The organism is Paraburkholderia sp. SOS3, assembly GCF_001922345.1.
Classification (GTDB): Bacteria; Pseudomonadota; Gammaproteobacteria; order Burkholderiales; family Burkholderiaceae; genus Paraburkholderia.
Genome location: NZ_CP018812.1, coordinates 1,334,797 through 1,351,574, shown reverse-complemented (window position 1 = coordinate 1,351,574; position 16,778 = coordinate 1,334,797). Strand labels below are relative to the sequence as shown.

Genomic DNA, 16,778 nt, shown 5'->3' with positions numbered 1-16,778 from the left:
ATCGCACAATGAATCGCGCCTGCCGCTACCACTGGTATCCGGCAGCGACCGCACCGCCATACGTGCCGCGACTATTGGTCGACACCGCCGCCTTATAGACCCAGTGATTGTTCTCCGAGATAGTCGAGACGCCGAGCGCCTGGCCGGTTTGTCCGCGATAGACGCTGCCGCCGAGCGACACCATGCTCATGCCCGGCCCCGACGGCTGCGGCAGAGCGGCAATGGCCATTGCAGCGGCAGTACCGCCGTCCGCATCGCGCCGGTCGGTGTCGATCTGATTGCGCAGGCCAGCGATCTGGTTATCCGTGTAGCCGTTCGCCTGTTGCAGCGTCTGGTTCAGCTGCTGCACGTTGACGGCATCGGTTGGCGCGGTGCCCGCCGCCACATTGACCACCTGCCGCGAGTTCGTCGCACTGCCCACCGACACGACATCGTTGCGGCCGCCGTCGCTACTATCGCTGCCGATCGCGACCGACCCGTTACCCGATGACGTCGCGCCGGTACCGACCGCCGTCGAATTGCTGCCGCTCGATTGCGAGTTGTTGCCGACCGCCGTGCTGCCCGCCCCGGTTGCGGACGAACCTGTTCCGCCGGCGGAAGAGTTCGAACCCGTCGAGGAAGGGCCCGTCGATGCGCCGCTGCCCGTCGGGTTCGTCGAGAAGCCGCCACCGCCGCCCGTGCTGTTACTGTTGCTGATGAGCTGCGTGAGCTGACTGGCGACCGCATCGAGCTGCGATACGTTGACGGCATCGGTGCCCGCCTTGCCCGCCGCTAATCCGGTGATTTGCCGGTTACCCACGTTGACTTCGCCGACCGACGATTGCGGCGCGCTCAAGCCGTACGCGATGTAGTTCGTCAACGCGCCGACCGTCGTCTGCGAGCCGGCGCCGATCGCGACGCTATTCGCGAAGGACGCGTTCGCGCCCGCGCCGAGTGCGACCGCGTCGACAGCGCTGCTGCTCGAGCCCGAGCCGATCGCAATGCCGCCTACGTTCGTGACGCTCGAATTCGCGCCTTGCGCGATCGATTCGGCCGCGTTCGCATTCGCGCCGCTGCCCACCGCGATCGCATCGACCTGACCCGAGTTCGCCTGCTCGCCGATCGCCACGCCGCCCGGCGCGAGTTGCTGCACGGTCGCGCCGTTGCCGATACCGACGCCGCTGTCGCCATTGACCACCGTCTGCGGACCGACCGCAACCGACTCCGCGCCGACGGCCAGCGAATCGGCCGCGGCCGAATTCGCATGGAAGTACTTCTGCGTGGTCGTCGCAAACGACGAGAGCGAATTGGCCAGCTGTTCGACCGTCACCGCGTCGTGCTGGGACGTACCGTCAGCGACATTCGTGAGTTGCCGGAACGTGTTGCCGGCCGCGCTGCCGAACGAAACGGCGCCGAGCAGCGTGCCGTTGGCCGTGTTGAACGGCACGGCCGATGTACCGATCGTGATACTGCCGATGCCGGGCGCGATCGCGCGATCCGATACGGAGCCCGAACCAATGGCTACGCCGCCGGCGACCGAGGCGGTAGATTGGGCGCCCAGCGCAAGCGAGTTGTCCGCCTGCGACTGCGCGCCATTGCCGGCAGCGAGGCTGCTCGCCCCGGCCGAGACCGCGGCCGGGCCGATTGCGACGCTGTCCGTGCCTTGCGCCTGGCTATCCGCGAGCGTGGAATTCGCGTGGAAGTACTTGATGCCCACGCCGTTATTCACGATGTCATTGACTTCGTTCGACACGTTCGTGACGTTCTGGTTTGTCGCGAACAGCTGCGAGCCGTTGACGGCATCGGTGCTCGTCGCGTTGATTGCACCATCGGCCACGTTGGTGATGTTATTCGGGCCGGTGCCTGCGTGACTGGCGCTGAACGCGCCTGCGCCGCCGTTGGCCGTCGGATCCCACAACAGCGCATCCTGCGTCACCTGGTTGACCTGCGAACTGACCGCCTGCAACTGGCTCACGTTGACGGCATCCGTCGCCGCCGCGCCCGCGGCCACGTTCGTGACGCGGCGTTCCGCGCCCGCCGAGCCGACCGAGACTTCGCCAACCGGCGTTGCCCCGGCTATCGTGCCGGTTCCGGGATTGAATGCGGCAAGCGCCAGATTCGCAGTGGTAGTCGAGTTGGCGCCGAGCGCCACCGAGTTGGCCGCGCTGACCGTTGCGCCGGTGCCGATCGCTACGCCGTTCGTAGCGCCGGCCTGGACCGACGAGGTTCTGCCGAGCGCCGTTGCGCCATCGGCGCTGGCGGTCGCCTGAAAGCCTTCGGCGAGCGATTCCACACCGGCGGACGTGGCGTTCGTGCCGACCGCAATCGAGCGCAGACCAGAAGCCGTCGCGGCGGCACCGACCGCCACCGCATTGCCGACGCTGGCATTAGCCGAGTTGCCAAGCGCCGTCGCATTGATCGCGGCATTGGCCGCGACGCCGATTGCCGTACCGTTGGTACCGCTCGCCGTAGCGGTGCGGCCGATTGCGATCGCGCTGCCCGCGCTGGCGTTGGCGGTGTCGCCGAGCGCAATCGCACCGTCCAGCGTAGCGGTCGCACCGACACCTTGCGCGATGGAATTGTTTCCGCTCGCCTGGGCACCCACCCCCACGGCAATCGCGCCCTGTGCCGTCGCGCCATCGTTGTTGAAGTTCGCGCCCTGCGTCCCGCCATCGTTGATGCTCACGTAGTGGAGCGCGTCAGCCGCGATCGTGTTGCCGAGGTTGGTCACGGCCGTGTTCGTTGCGAACAGTTGCGAGCCGTTCACGGCATCGGTCGAAGCGGCCGAGAGCACACCCGCGCCGACATTCTGGATCTGCCGCTCGGCGCCCGCGCCGCCCACCGACACCACGCTGGTGCCGGCGGTCCCGGCCGCGGGCGTCGCGCTGCCGGCGATCACGAACGCGCCTGTGTGCGAAGCCGCCGTCTGCGAGCCCGAGCCCAGCGCCACGTCGCCGGCCGCGGCCGTGGCGTTCGCGCCGTCGCCGATCGCGACGTTGCCGGCCTGGCCCGCCGCGCCTGCGATCGACGTGTTGCCGAGCGCGACCGATCCCTGGCCGACCGCGACGTTGCTGTTACCGATGGCAACTGCGCCATTGGCTTCATTGGCTGCAGTCGCCGTGGCTGTCCCGTCCGCATTCGCAATGTTGTTCGCACCGCCGGTGAACGCGCCATTGCCGCTGGCGAAGCTCGGATCGCCGAGCGCGACCGCCCCGTTACCGAAAGCGCTGTTCAACGCGCCGATCGCCAGCGCGCCGTCGCCGGTGGCGGTGCTGGTCCGCCCGATCGCGACCGCGCCGCCGGCGGCCGTCGCGGCATTGGCCAGATTCCCGAAGCCCAGCGAAACGTTCGTGCCGTTCGCACCGGTCTGTGCCGCATCGCCGATCGCGACGGAGGTGGCGCCGCCGGTCACGGCGTTAAAGCCGATCGCGATCGCGTTCGACTGGGCTGCAACGGCGTTCGAGCCGATGGCGATCGTCCGGGCAGCGGTCGCTTGCGCCGGGTTGCCAAGCGGGCCGCCGCCGCCGCTGCCGATCGCGATCGCATCGCCGCTCGACGCCACCGCGCCCGGCGAGCCCGCCGGCCCTGATCCGATGGCCACCGTGTACCCGTTGTTCGCCGACGCCGCCTGGCCGATCGCGATGCCGCTCTGGAACAGCGCTGAAGCGTTGCCGCCCACGGCAATCGAACCGAATGCGCTGGTAGCCGCCGACGCGCCGAGCGCGACCTGGCTCGAGGCGTTGCTCTGATTCGCCGCGCCATTGCCGATCGCCACGCTATTGACGCCGAGTGACGCCGCCGCCGGGCCGAGCGCAATCGAGTTCGCGCCGGTCGCGCCGTCATTGGCGAAGTTCGCGCTCTGCGTACCGCCGTCGTTGACGCTCAGGTAGTGGAGCGCGTCAGCCGCGACGGTGTTGCTGAGGTTGGTCACCGCCGTGTTCGTTGCGAACAGTTGCGAGCCGTTCACCGCATCGGTCGACGCAGCGGACAGCACGCCCGCGCCGACATTCTGGATCTGCCGCTCGGCGCCCGCGCTGCCTACCGACACCACGCTGGTCCCCGCGGTGCCCGCCGCCGGCGTCGCGCTGCCGGCGATCACGAACGCGCCCGTGTGCGATGCCGCCGTCTGCGAGCCGGAGCCCAGCGCCACGTCGCCGGCCGCGGCGGTCGCGTTTGCACTGTCGCCAATGGCGACGTTGCCGGCCTGGCCCGCCGCGCCCGCGATCGACGTGTTGCCGAGCGCGACCGATCCCTGGCCGACCGCGACGTTGCTGTTACCGATCGCGACCGCGCCATTGGCCGCGTTCACGGCAGTCGCGGTTGCCGTGCCGTCGCTATTGGCGATGTTATTCGCGCCGCCGGCGAACGCGCCTGTGCCGCTGGCGAAGTTCGGATCGCCGATTGCGACCGCGCCGTTGCCTACCGCGGTATTGGCCACGCCGATCGAGACCGCCGAACCACCGGATGCCGACGCGTTCTGCCCGATCGCGACTGCGGTAGCCGACCCCGCAACGGCGCTATCGCCAACGGCGACGCTCGAGTCGCCCGTTGCCACGGCGTCGATGCCGACCGCCGTTGAGTTGTTCGCCGACGCGGTCGCGCCCGGTCCGAGCGCGGAGGCGGAAACGCCTGTCGAACTCGCGAGATTCCCGAGCGCCACGCCGAACTGCTGGGTCGCCACCGACGACACGCCGAACGCGATCGACGACACACCGCTCGCGGCGCTGCTCAGGCCGATCGCGACCGCCTGATCGGCAGCGGCAAGCGAAGCTTCGCCGAACGCGATCGATGCATTACCCGTGGCCTGGGTGCCTGAGCCGGGAACGCCGGCCGTGCCGCCGACACCGATGGCAATGGCGCCTGTATTGCTCGCGCCGCTGTTGACGCCGATCGCGACCGCCGACGGGCCATTCGACACCGCGCCGCTGCCGAGCGCGACGCCGGCGTCGGCGCCGGCGCGCACCTGCGACTGATTGCCGATCGCGACCGACCCGATCCCCGCGGCCGACGCCTGAAAGCCCAAGGCCGCTGCCTGGGCCTGCGAAGCGCTTGCGGACTGGCCAATCGCAACGGCAGCCGTGCCGGAACTCTGCGCGGTCGTGCCGATCGCGATCGCATTGGCCGTGTTGGCCGCCGACGCGCCGTCGCCCTCGGCAATCGACGAAGTTCCCGCAGCGCTCGAGCCTGCCCCGATGGCGATCGCGCGAATCCCCGACGCATTGGGCGCGGCGGCCGCAACGGGCGCCGCCGCGCCGCCCTCGGCGGTCGAATCGGCACTACCGAGTGCAACGGAGCCTGCGCCCGACGCCTGCGCCGCCGCACCCAATGCCGTCGCGCCTGCTCCGGCCGCCTTTGCGGCTTGGCCTAGTGCCGAACTCTGCGCACCGGTCGCGACGGTCTGCCGGCCTATTGCAACGGAGTTGGTGCCCGTGGAAGTCGCGGCGTCTCCGACGGCCACGCCGAAGTTGTTGGCCGTCGCACCGCTGCCCGCCCCGATCGCGATCGAAAACGAACCGCATGTGGCGGTGCCGGAAGCGCCGCTTCCGGTCGCCGTATTGGTACCGATCGCGTCCAGCTGAACGCATGTCCCCGCGAACACGGCCGGTGAAACCAGGACACACCCGGCGACGGCCAGCCAGCGGACCAGCGGCAACCGTTGCATCCGGTCGACGCCCGCGGATGTCGTGCGCGTACCGCGTTTCGCAGCAAGAGATATAGCGACGGAAGGGTTTCCTGTCCTCGCATCGGATAGACCGTACGCGCTCGACGCAGCCGCGCCTTTGTCCTTGCCCAACGCGCACTCATGTTCGGATACCGCAATAAAGGCGCCAAGCGCTTTGTTATAGATAGTGCGACACACCTTGTTCATGTTGTTCCTCTCCACCGGACAGAAAATCGACTTCAACGCCAGCGATATGTCGAAACGCTGCGCGCCTGCGAACGGCAACGGGTGTCCACAATCGATACGACAGCCAGCGCGCCGCACGACCCTCGATCGGCTTCGCGTGCAGATCGCGCGGACGTGACGAATCGCCACGTAAAGCGCTACGCGGTCTGCTCTCCGGTTTCCGGTTGTTGCCGATAGTCGTCCGATGCTGGATTAGCCAGTGGACATTGATCCGTCTCGTTTTAGATAATCGTTATTTGCATTCCTGCTTGCAGTCGATACGGCATCTCATTCAGTCGCCGGACCACCACGTAATTTCAACCAGCGAATTGACTTATTTAAATCGTCAGGCCGAGCGAAGCCTTTTCATTTGGCGCGGAATAGCCAAATGAAGCATTCAGGCGACAACGCTAGAGGCAGGGATGCAATAGCCGGGCGATTTATCCGGCCGGAGAAAACTTATGAAGGACCATCGTGGCGCGAGATGCGTACGAACACGATTTGTGGAGGCAACAGCCGATCGGGGGAATCGTCTGGCTGTTCTGCTGGATGCTCTTCGATCCCCGGCGCACTTCGAGTGCTCATGGTTACCGTTTCCTCTTCAGGCCGTCTTTACGCAGCCATTAGATGTCGACATGCACGTTGCACGACGGCGCGCGTGGCACGCCCATGCAACAGCGCTCTCTTTCGGAAACAACCCCGAGCACGTCTGCTAAATGCCCGCACAACCATCCTGTAGGCGGTCGCGACTGCCGGCATAGCGCTTGTAACGAAGGCAGGATTCAGTGCTCGCTGGAACTGTCGCATAAGCAAAGTTATTTGTCTACAGAGAGTTTTTTATAAATCAAGGCGGAAACAGGATGAATGACACGCAGTAACGTCGGTCACCTTTTCCCATGAACTTTATGAATCTTTTCGTCAAAGGTTCGGTGAAATGTCACATTAATTTGACACACATAACATGATTGAAAGGAAAGGTCAGCGGCATGCCTTTCTCCAATACTTCGCTATACCTCGCATTCATATATCGAATGAATCCGAAAAATCGTCGCGCAACGCATTCAGGAGTGTCCCTTTTCATAGAAGGAACAATTCGACGCGGATCTGGCGAGAGATCGGTTCCACTGCCCGCCTGGATCGCAGTACAAACGACAAAGCATGCGGAACAGTGGTAGTCCAATGCAGCGTGGCAACCCGCCCTTCTTCCGCTACGCTTTGCGTCGCACCGATCCGACGTCACGTTGCGATTACCGCGCGTTACATCAAATCTGCGTCTTCCTCATCGGACCAGTTAAAGTGTTGGGTCACGCCGATCCCGAACTGACTGATAGCAGATCGTAAGGTGTACGAGTCGTACATCACGCGATCCTATGCATGTGCGTTCAGGCCGGCACACTACTCGAAAGCTCGTTTTAATTCTCGATCCTGGTTGGACGGGGCGCTCGTTAAGAACGGGGAAACCAATCGATGAGAAGGTGTATGCAGCATAGCTATCCGCCCGGCGGCGGCCAATGCGATAGGGCACCCGCGCCGCGGCTCGGCCAGCGGTCCCAGCCGTGGTCACGGTTACGGCTACCGTGCAGGTCACGCTCGAAAACAATACGCGCGAGGTAGCGATGAATGCTGTGACAACCCCGCAACAGAAACCGCGGCGCCGCGGCCTGCTGGTTATTGCCATCATCGTGATCGTGCTGATCGCCCTCGCGGTGCTGCACGTGCTGCGCGGCAAGAAACCAGCGCGCGCGGCGACCCCGCAAGTCGTAACGGTCGCAACGGCCACCGTGGGCCCGATGCCGGAAACGCTGAGCGCGCTCGGGACGATTACGCCGGTCGCAACCGTCACCGTACTGCCGCAATTGAGCGGCTACCTGACCGCCGTCGGCTATCGCGAAGGCCAGGACGTCGAAAAAGGCCAGTTCCTTGCGCAGATCGACCCGCGCCAGTTCGAGATCAGCAAGCAGCAGGCTCAGGCACAGCTCGCCAAAGACAAGGCGACGCTGGCCCAGGCCCGCGCCGATCTCGCGCGCTTCACGCAACTGAACGAGCACAAGTCGATCGCCGAGCAGACTTACGTCGACCAGCAGTTCCTCGTGCAGCAGGACGAAGCCGCCGTCAAGGCGGACCTCGCGAACATCGCGCAATTCGATCTCGACCTCATCTACTGCCATATCACCGCGCCGATCTCGGGCCGCATCGGCCTGCGGCTCATCGATCCGGGCAACTACGTCACCGCGTCGAGCCAGCCCGGCATCGCCGTGATTACGCAGATGAAACCGACCACCGTCGAATTCACCGTGCCGCAAAACTCGCTGGATCACGTGCTGCGCCGCTTCAATACCGGCGCGAAGCTGCCCGTCACCGTCTATAGCAGCGACAACTCGAAGAAGCTCGCGACGGGCGAGCTCTACACGATCAACAACCAGATGGCCACCGCGACCGGCACCGTCACGCTGCGCGCGAGCCTGCCGAACGACGACGAGGCGCTCTTCCCCAACGAGTTCGTCAACGTGACGCTGCTCGTCGATACGCTGCAGAACGCGGTGCTCGTGCCGACACCGGCTGTGCAAACCGGCGCGCCCGGCGACTATGTCTATGTGGTGAACGCCAACAACACCGTGTCGGTGCGTAAGGTCACGATCGGGCCGACCAACGGTGCGTACACCGCCATCGCTTCGGGACTGGCCGCAGGCCAGCGCGTCGTTACCGACGGGCTCGACCGATTGTCCGACGGCGCGCATATCACGCCGGCGCCCGCGCGTGCAGCACCGGCAAGCGGCGGGAGCGCAGCACCGGCTGCATCGGATGCGAACGCGCAAGTGCAGGATTCGTGAGGCGCCGATGCGTGACCGACCCGCGCCCGGCGAACGACCGCCAAGCACTTTAGACGCCGACCATAAGCCGCCCATCCCGCGCCGATGAATTTCTCCCGCCTGTTTATCCTGAGACCGGTAGCGACATCGCTGCTCATGATCGCGCTCGTGCTCGTCGGTCTCGTCGCGATGAAGTTCCTGCCGGTCTCGTCGCTGCCGTCGGTCGACTATCCGACGATCCAGGTGCAGACCTTCTATCCCGGCGCGAGCCCGCACGTGATGGCGACCACGGTGACCGCGCCGCTCGAAGTGCAGCTCGGCCAGATACCGGGCCTGCAGCAGATGATCTCGTACAGCTCCGAAGGCGCCTCGATCATCACGCTGCAGTTCGACCTTTCGCTGAATCTCGACGTCGCGCAGCAGAACGTGCAGCAGGCGATCAACGCGGCCAACAGCTTCCTGCCCGCTGGCCTGCCCGCGCCGCCCACGTATGCGAAGGTCAATCCCGCCGACCAGCCGATCCTCACGCTCGCGGTCACGTCGAAGTCGATGTCGCTCACGCAGTTGCAGGACGCGGCGAACAACCGGCTCGCGACGAAGATTTCCGAAGTGCCGGGCGTCGGCCTCGTCGCCACCGCGGGCGGCAATGTGCCGGCCGTGCGCGTCGAAGCCGATCCGCAGAAACTCGCGGGCTACGGCCTCAATATCGACGACCTGCGCACGCTGCTCGCGAACATCAACGTGAGCCAGCCGAAAGGCAACTTCGACGGCCCCGAGCTCGACTACACGATCAACGGCAACGATCAGATCGTCGACCCCGAAGACTATTTGAACTCGGTGATCGCATATCAGAACGGCGCGCCCGTGTATCTGCGCGATGTCGCGCGCGCGAGCCAGGCGCCGCAGGACGTCGAGCGCGGCGCGTGGTTCAACAGAACGCCGGCGATCGTAATCAACGTGCAACGGCAGCCCGGCGCGAACGTGATCCGCACCGTGAACCAGATCATGCAGCAGTTGCCGAAACTCGAATCGACGCTGCCGGCCGGCATGAAAGTGACGGTGGTGGCGGACAGCACCGGCGTGATCCGCTCGTCGGTGCGCGACGCGGCGTTCGAGCTGCTTCTCGCGATCGTGCTCGTCGTCGCGGTGATTTTCGTGTTCCTGCGCAACGTGCCCGCGACCATCATCCCGAGCATCTCGGTACCGGTCTCGTTGATCGGCACGCTCGCGGTGATGTACCAGCTCAACTACTCGATCGACAATCTGTCGCTGATGGCGCTGATCATCGCCACCGGCTTCGTCGTCGACGACTCGATCGTGATGATCGAGAATATCGTCCGGTATCTCGAAGAAGGGATGGGACCGCTCGAAGCGGCTTTGAAGGGCGCCGGACAAATCGGCTTTACGATTCTGTCGCTGACGGTATCGCTGATCGCGGTGCTGATTCCGCTGCTGTTTATGGGCGGCGTGATCGGCCGCCTCTTCAGCGAATTCGCCATCACCCTCGCTGTGACCATCGTACTGTCGGCTGTCGTCTCGCTGACGGTCGTGCCGATGATGTGCGCGCGCATTCTGCGCGCCCAGGCCGAACGGCACCCGAGCCGCTTCGAGCGCATCAGCGAAGGGCTATTCGACAAAACGCTTGCCGCATACGAACGCGGCCTGCGCTGGGTGCTCGATCACCAGACGCTGACGCTGTTCGTCGCGCTCGGCACCGTAGCGCTGACGCTGATCCTCTACATCGTGATCCCCAAGGGTCTGTTCCCGGTGCAGGACGTCGGCGTATTGCAAGGCATCAGCGTGGCCGACAACTCGGTGTCGTATTCGGCGATGGTCAAAAGGCAAAACGACCTTGCGCAAGCGATCCTCAAGGATCCGGATGTCGTGTCGCTGACCTCGTACGTCGGCATCGACGGCACCAACACGACGCTGAACAACGGGCGCTTTCTGATCAACCTGCGCCCCCGCGACGACCGGTCGCTGACGGCCGGGGAAATCGGCCGCCGCATCCAGCAGGAAGCGGAAAAGGTGCCGGGCATCCGGCTCTATCTGCAGCCCGAGCAGGACCTCACGCTCGACACGACGGTGACGAAGAACCAGTACAACTTCGTGCTGCGCGGTCCGAACCAGCAGGCGTTCCAGCAATACGTGCCGGCGCTGATCGATCGCATGAAGAAGATTCCGTCGATCACCGACGTCGCAAGCGACCTCAACGTGGACGGCCTCGGTATTTACGTCGACGTGAACCGCCAGCTTGCGGCGCGCTACGGCATCACCGCCGCGACGATCGACAACGCGCTTTACGATGCACTAGGCCAGCGCATCGTCTCGACGATCTTCCAGCAGTCCGACCAGTACCGCGTCATTCTCGTCGCAAAACCCGAAGCGATGGCCGATGTGCAAGCGCTCGGCAACCTCTATCTGCCGAGTCAGACCGGCAGCAGCGGCCAGGTCCAACTCTCCGGCATCGCGAAGCTGCGCATCGTGCGCACGCCACTCGTGGTGAGCCACCTCGCGCAGTTCCCGTCGGTGACGATCTCGTTCAATCTCGCGAAAGATGCGTCGCTGAGCGCCGCCGTGCGCGCGATTCGCGACGCGGAGAATGCGGTCCATCTGCCGCCGTCGATCACATCGACGTTCCAGGGCGCGGCGCAAGCATTCGAAGATTCGCTGTCAAGCGAGGTGTATCTGCTGATCGCCGCGCTCGCGGCCGTGTATATCGTGCTCGGCGTGCTGTACGAAAGTTATATCCACCCGGTCACGATCCTGTCGACGCTGCCGTCGGCCGGCATCGGCGCGCTGCTCGCGCTGATGATCGCGGGCAGCGACCTCGACGTGATCGGCATTATCGGCATCGTGCTGCTGATCGGCATCGTGAAGAAGAACGCGATCATGATGGTCGACTTCGCGCTCGAAGCGGAGCGCGTGCATGGCAAATCGCCGCGTGAAGCGATTTTCGAAGCGTCGCTGCTGCGCTTCCGCCCGATCCTGATGACCACGCTCGCCGCCATGCTGGGCGCCCTGCCGATGCTGCTCGGCACCGGCACCGGCTCCGAACTGCGCCGCCCGCTCGGCCTCGCGATCATCGGCGGCCTGACGTTGAGCCAGGTGCTGACGCTCTTCACGACACCCGTCATCTATCTGTTTTTCGACCGGCTCGCGCAGCGTTTCTCGCGCAAGCGCCGTGAGCGCGACGAACACGGCGCGCAGCGGAGCACGCCGTGAACATCCCGGCGCTGTTTATCCGGCGGCCCGTCGCGACCAGCCTGCTGGCAGTCGCGATTCTGCTGGCCGGTTTTCTCGCGTATTTCCGGCTGCCGGTCGCACCGCTGCCCAATGTCGCGTACCCGGTAATCGTCGTTCAGGCGCAAATGGCCGGCGCAAGCCCCGAAACGATGGCTTCGACGGTCGCCGAACCGCTCGAGCGCCGGCTCGGCACGATTGCCGATGTCGCCGAACTGACGTCGATGAGTTATGTCGGCACGTCGATGATCGTCGTCGTGTTCGGCCTGAACCGCGATATCAACGGCGCCGCGCGCGATGTCGAAGCGGCGATCCAGGCCGCGCGCGCCGATCTGCCGACCACCTTGCGCGCGAATCCGACTTATCGGCAGTACAACCCCGCGAGCGCGCCGGTCATGGTGCTCGCGCTCACGTCGGACACGCTGACCAAAGCGCAACTTTACGATTCCGCCGATTCGGTCATTCAACAGCAGTTGTCGCAAGTGGATGGCGTCGGCCAGATCACGCTCGGCGGCGGCGCCCTGCCGTCGGTGCGCGTCGAACTGCAACCGGGCAAGCTCAATAGCTACGGAATCGGCCTCGAAGACGTGCGCGCCGCCGTCGGCGCGGCCAATGCGGATAGCGCGAAAGGCCATATCGACCAGAACGGCCAGCGCTTCGAGGTCCTGTCGAACGACCAGATCAGCAACGCAGCGCCGTATCGCGATATCGTGATCGCCTACCGGCAAGGCGCGCCCGTATTCTTACGCGACGTTGCAAGCGTGATCGACTCGAATGAGAACATCCGCAATGCAGGCCTTTATAACGGCAAATCCGCGGTGCTCGTGATCGTCTATCCGCTGCCGGGCAGCAACGTGGTGAAGACGGTCAGTCAGATCCAGGCACGGCTGCCCGCCATCGAAGCGGCGATGCCGAGTTCGATTCACGTCAATGTCGCGATCGACCGCTCGGAATCGGTGCGGGCCTCGACGTCCGATACCGAGCGCACCCTGTTTATCGCGGTGCTGCTCGTGGTCGGCGTAGTGTTTATCTTCCTGCTGTCGCCGCGTGCGACGCTGATTCCCGCGGTCGCGCTGCCGCTTTCGATTGTCGGCACGTTCGGCCCGATGTATCTGCTCGGCTACAGCATCGACAATCTGTCGCTGATGGCGCTGACGATCGGCACCGGCTTCGTGGTCGACGATGCGGTGGTCGTGCTCGAAAATATCGTGCGCCATATCGAAGCGGGGCTCGACCCGAAGGAAGCGGCGATACGCGGCGCCGGCGAAGTCGGCTTCACCGTCATATCGATGAGCCTGTCGCTGATCGCCGTGTTTTTGCCGATTCTGCTGATGCCGGGCATCGTCGGCCTGCTGTTCCACGAGTTCGCCGTGACGTTGTCGATCGCGATCCTGCTGTCGCTCGTCATCTCGCTGACGATCACGCCCACGATGTGCGCGTATGTACTGAAGCGCGAACGGGCCGGCCCTGCGAATTCGCATGCGGCACGCGTGGCGCGCTGGATCGACCACGGCTTCGCGCGTTTCCGCGACGCGTATAGCCGCTCGCTCGACCGTGCGCTCGATCATGCGCTGCTGATCGGCCTTTCGCTGATCGCGCTGCTCGTCGCCAACGTGTTCCTGTTTCGCTTTCTTTCCGCGACGTTCTTTCCCGAGCAGGACACGGGCATTCTGATCGGGCAGATCATCGCGGACCAGAGCATCTCTTTCGACGCGATGCAAAAGAAGCTCGCACAACTGCAAGCCATCGTGCAAAAGGACCCGGCCGTTCAGTCGGTGGCCGGCTTCACCGGTGGGCGCGCGTTGAACACGGCCAACGTGTTTATCGAACTGAAGCCGATTTCGCAGCGGCATCTATCGGCAACGCAAGTGGTGAACCAGCTGCGGCCGAAGCTCAATGCCGTGTCCGGCGCGCAACTGTTCCTGCAGGCGCAGCAGGACTTGCGCATCGGGGGACGGCAATCGGCGGCCGAATACCAGTACACGCTGACGAGCGACGATCCCGATGCGCTGTTCAAATGGGTGCCGAAACTCGTCGCCGCGCTCGGCAAACACCGCAGTCAGATCGTCGACGTCAATTCGGATCTGCAGCAAAACGGCCTGCAGGCGTATGTGCAAGTGAACCGCAGCACCGCGATGCGTTACGGTTTCGTCGCGAACCAGATCGACAACGTGCTTTACGACGCATTCGGGCAGCGCACGGTATCGACGATCTTCAACCCGCTCAATCAGTACTTTGTCGTGATGGAGGTGGCGCCCGAGTACTGGCAGTATCCGCAGTCGTTGAGCGGCATTTATATGAGCACCGCCGCCGGCAATGCGAACGGCACGCAGCAGACGCAAATGCAGGGCGGCACCGTAAGCGGCGTGACGCAACCGGTCGTGATTGCTGCTGCAGCCAGCGCGGTTGCGGCAACCAATGCGCTCAATTCGAATGCCCAGGCGAACGCGCAGACCAACAGCATCGCCAACAGCAAGGGAGGGAGCTCCACCGGCAGCGCCGATAGTACGGCAGCCGAAACGATGGTGCCGCTTTCGGCAATGATCAACTGGACCAGCAGCCATACCGCCACCCAGATCAACCATCAGAGCGGTCTCGTGGCCGGCACGATTTCGTTCAACCTGCCGGCCGGCGGATCGCTGAGCGCGGCCGATGCGGCGATCGAACAGGCGTCGCGCGATATCGGCATGCCCGCGTCCGTGCATGGCGCATTCGCGGGCGCTGCGCAAGCGTATGCGCAGTCGATGGGCACCGTACCGCTGCTGATTCTCGCCGCCCTGCTCGTCGTGTATATCGTGCTCGGCGTGCTGTACGAAAACACGATCCACCCGCTCACCATTCTTTCGACCTTGCCGTCCGCCGGCATTGGCGCGACGCTTGCGCTGCTGATTTTCGGCACACCGTTTTCGGTGATCGCGATGATCGGCATTATTCTGCTGATCGGTATCGTGAAGAAGAACGGCATCATGATGGTCGACGTGGCGATTCAGTTGCAGCGCAACGAGAAAATGGATGCGCGTGCGGCCATTCACGAAGCCGCCGTCGTGCGTCTGCGCCCGATCATGATGACGACCGCGGCGGCCGTGCTCGGCGCGCTGCCGCTCGCGATCGGCATCGGCCAGGGCGCCTCGCTGCGGCAGCCGCTCGGCGTCACGGTGATGGGCGGCCTGCTGCTAAGCCAGGTGTTCACGCTGTACACGACGCCCGTGATTTACCTCTATCTCGATCGCGTGCGTTCGAAGGTAGCGCGCTGGTCCGCGCGGCTGCCGTGGAACCGCCGGTCTCCTACCATCACCGATACCCCGGACGCACCGGATACGGGCGCGCAATGATGAACATGACCCGCACGCTACTCGCGTTCTCGCTCGTCGCGTTGACGAGCGGCTGCATGGTCGGTCCCGACTACCGGAAGCCACAGGTTGCCGTGCCGGCGACATGGTCCGAATTGCCGGGCTGGACGCAGGCGCAACCTACCGCGGCCGAAGGTCCGAAAGGCGACTGGTGGACCGCTTTCAACGATCCGCTGCTCGACGAACTCGAACCGCAGGTCGCGGTATCGAACCAGTCCGTGCGCCAAAGCTACGCAAACTATCAGCAGGCGCTCGCCGAAGTGCGCATCGCGCGCGCGGGGCTTTTCCCGACACTCGCCGCGCAGGGCTCGCTTACGCGCGAGCGCAGTCCGACCAGCACGTTCGGCAGTTCGTCGTTCCTGCCGCAAGCAGGTGGTGCGCGGATCAACAACGGCGGTTCGCTCGAAGGCAGCGCGAGCTGGGACCTCGATCTGTGGGGCCAGGTGCGCCGCTCGATCGAACAGAATTCCGCAACCGCGCAGGCAAGCGAAGCGACACTTGCGAATGCAACGCTATCGGAGCAGATTGCGCTCGCTAATGCGGTCATCGATATTCGCATTACCGATGCGAATATCGACCTGCTCACGCAAACCGTCGAAGCATTCAGCGAATTTCTGCGCGTGGTCAACGAACAGGATCGCGCGGGCACCGTGCCGCCATCGAATCTCGTGCAGGCGCGCACGCAGCTCGAAAACGCGCAGGCGAACCTGATTGCGCTTGGCGTGTCGCGTGCGCAGTTTCAGCACGCGATTGCCGTGCTAGTCGGCAAGAACCCCGGAGAGCTGGTCATTGCGTACAGCACCGCACTGCCCACGCTGCCCGACATCCCCGCGGGCGTGCCGTCGACCATTCTGCAGCGGCGGCCCGATATCGCGACAGCGGAACGTCAGATGGCGGCCGCCAACGCATCGATTGGCGTGGCGATCGCCGCGTACTATCCGAACATTTCGCTGTCCGCGCTCGATGGCTTCACGCAATCGCCGTTGAACGGCTTGCTGCATATCAGCAACTACGTGTGGTCGCTCGGCGCGAACGCGAGCGAGACGATCTTCGACGGCGGCCTGCGCAGCGGACAGGTGGCGGCCGCGCGGGCCGGCTACGATGCGGCGGTCGCGAACTATCGCGGCACCGTGCTGACTGCGTTCGAAGACGTCGAAAACGATCTGTCCGGCTTGCGCATTCTCGCGGACCAGGCGCAGGCACTCGATGCCGCCGTGCGAGACGCGATCCGCGGCACAGAGATCGCGCAGAATGAATATCAGGCCGGTACCGTCGACTACACCACGGTCGCCACCGCACAAACGACGCAACTCAACGATCAGCAGACCGCGTTGAGTGTGCAGCAGCAGAGATTGCTCGATGCGGCGGCGCTCATCGGCGATCTGGGCGGCGGATGGTCGGGCGAGTTGCATGATCCGCTGCATCCGCAGCAAGTGCTGCCGCCGGCTAGCGCGAGCGCGGCGGCACATCAATAGCCCCGCCGCCGCGGCTCCATATCTGAAAAACACA

At 64.7% G+C, this 16,778-nt stretch carries 5 protein-coding genes; 4 read left to right on the top strand and 1 reads right to left on the bottom strand.

Features of this window, described 5'->3' with window-relative positions; all coding sequences use genetic code 11:
- Nucleotides 1-25 precede the first annotated feature (25 nt).
- On the bottom strand, nt 26-5,848 hold the full coding sequence (locus BTO02_RS25995) for an ESPR-type extended signal peptide-containing protein (protein ID WP_075161394.1): 5,823 nt from the start codon (nt 5,846-5,848) through the stop codon (nt 26-28).
- A gap of 1,634 nt (nt 5,849-7,482) precedes the next feature.
- Between BTO02_RS25995 and BTO02_RS25990 the strand changes: the two genes are divergently transcribed.
- The 4 genes from BTO02_RS25990 (at nt 7,483) to BTO02_RS25975 (ending at nt 16,744) form a co-directional block, all read left to right on the top strand.
- Nucleotides 7,483-8,697: an efflux RND transporter periplasmic adaptor subunit gene (locus tag BTO02_RS25990; RefSeq protein ID WP_075161393.1), complete on the top strand. Its 1,215-nt coding sequence runs from the start codon at nt 7,483-7,485 to the stop codon at nt 8,695-8,697.
- A gap of 84 nt (nt 8,698-8,781) precedes the next feature.
- Nucleotides 8,782-11,901: an efflux RND transporter permease subunit gene (locus BTO02_RS25985; protein WP_075160022.1), complete on the top strand. Its 3,120-nt coding sequence runs from the start codon at nt 8,782-8,784 to the stop codon at nt 11,899-11,901.
- A complete protein-coding gene (locus tag BTO02_RS25980; protein ID WP_075160021.1) occupies nt 11,898-15,251 on the top strand; it encodes an efflux RND transporter permease subunit in 3,354 nt (1,117 codons plus the stop codon). Before BTO02_RS25985 ends, BTO02_RS25980 begins: the two co-directional genes overlap by 4 nt.
- A complete protein-coding gene (locus tag BTO02_RS25975) occupies nt 15,248-16,744 on the top strand; it encodes an efflux transporter outer membrane subunit (protein ID WP_075160020.1) in 1,497 nt (498 codons plus the stop codon). The genes BTO02_RS25980 and BTO02_RS25975 overlap by 4 nt, the downstream gene beginning before the upstream one ends.
- The last annotated feature ends 34 nt before the right edge of the window (nt 16,745-16,778 follow it).

Excerpts from the sequence above, each read along its gene's own strand:
- BTO02_RS25995 (WP_075161394.1), bottom strand. The coding sequence starts at position 5,848 with ATGAACAAGGTGTGTCGCACTATCTATAACAAAGCGCTTGGCGCCTTT.
- BTO02_RS25990 (WP_075161393.1), top strand. The coding sequence starts at position 7,483 with ATGAATGCTGTGACAACCCCGCAACAGAAACCGCGGCGCCGCGGCCTG.
- BTO02_RS25985 (WP_075160022.1), top strand. The coding sequence starts at position 8,782 with ATGAATTTCTCCCGCCTGTTTATCCTGAGACCGGTAGCGACATCGCTG.
- BTO02_RS25975 (WP_075160020.1), top strand. The coding sequence starts at position 15,248 with ATGATGAACATGACCCGCACGCTACTCGCGTTCTCGCTCGTCGCGTTG.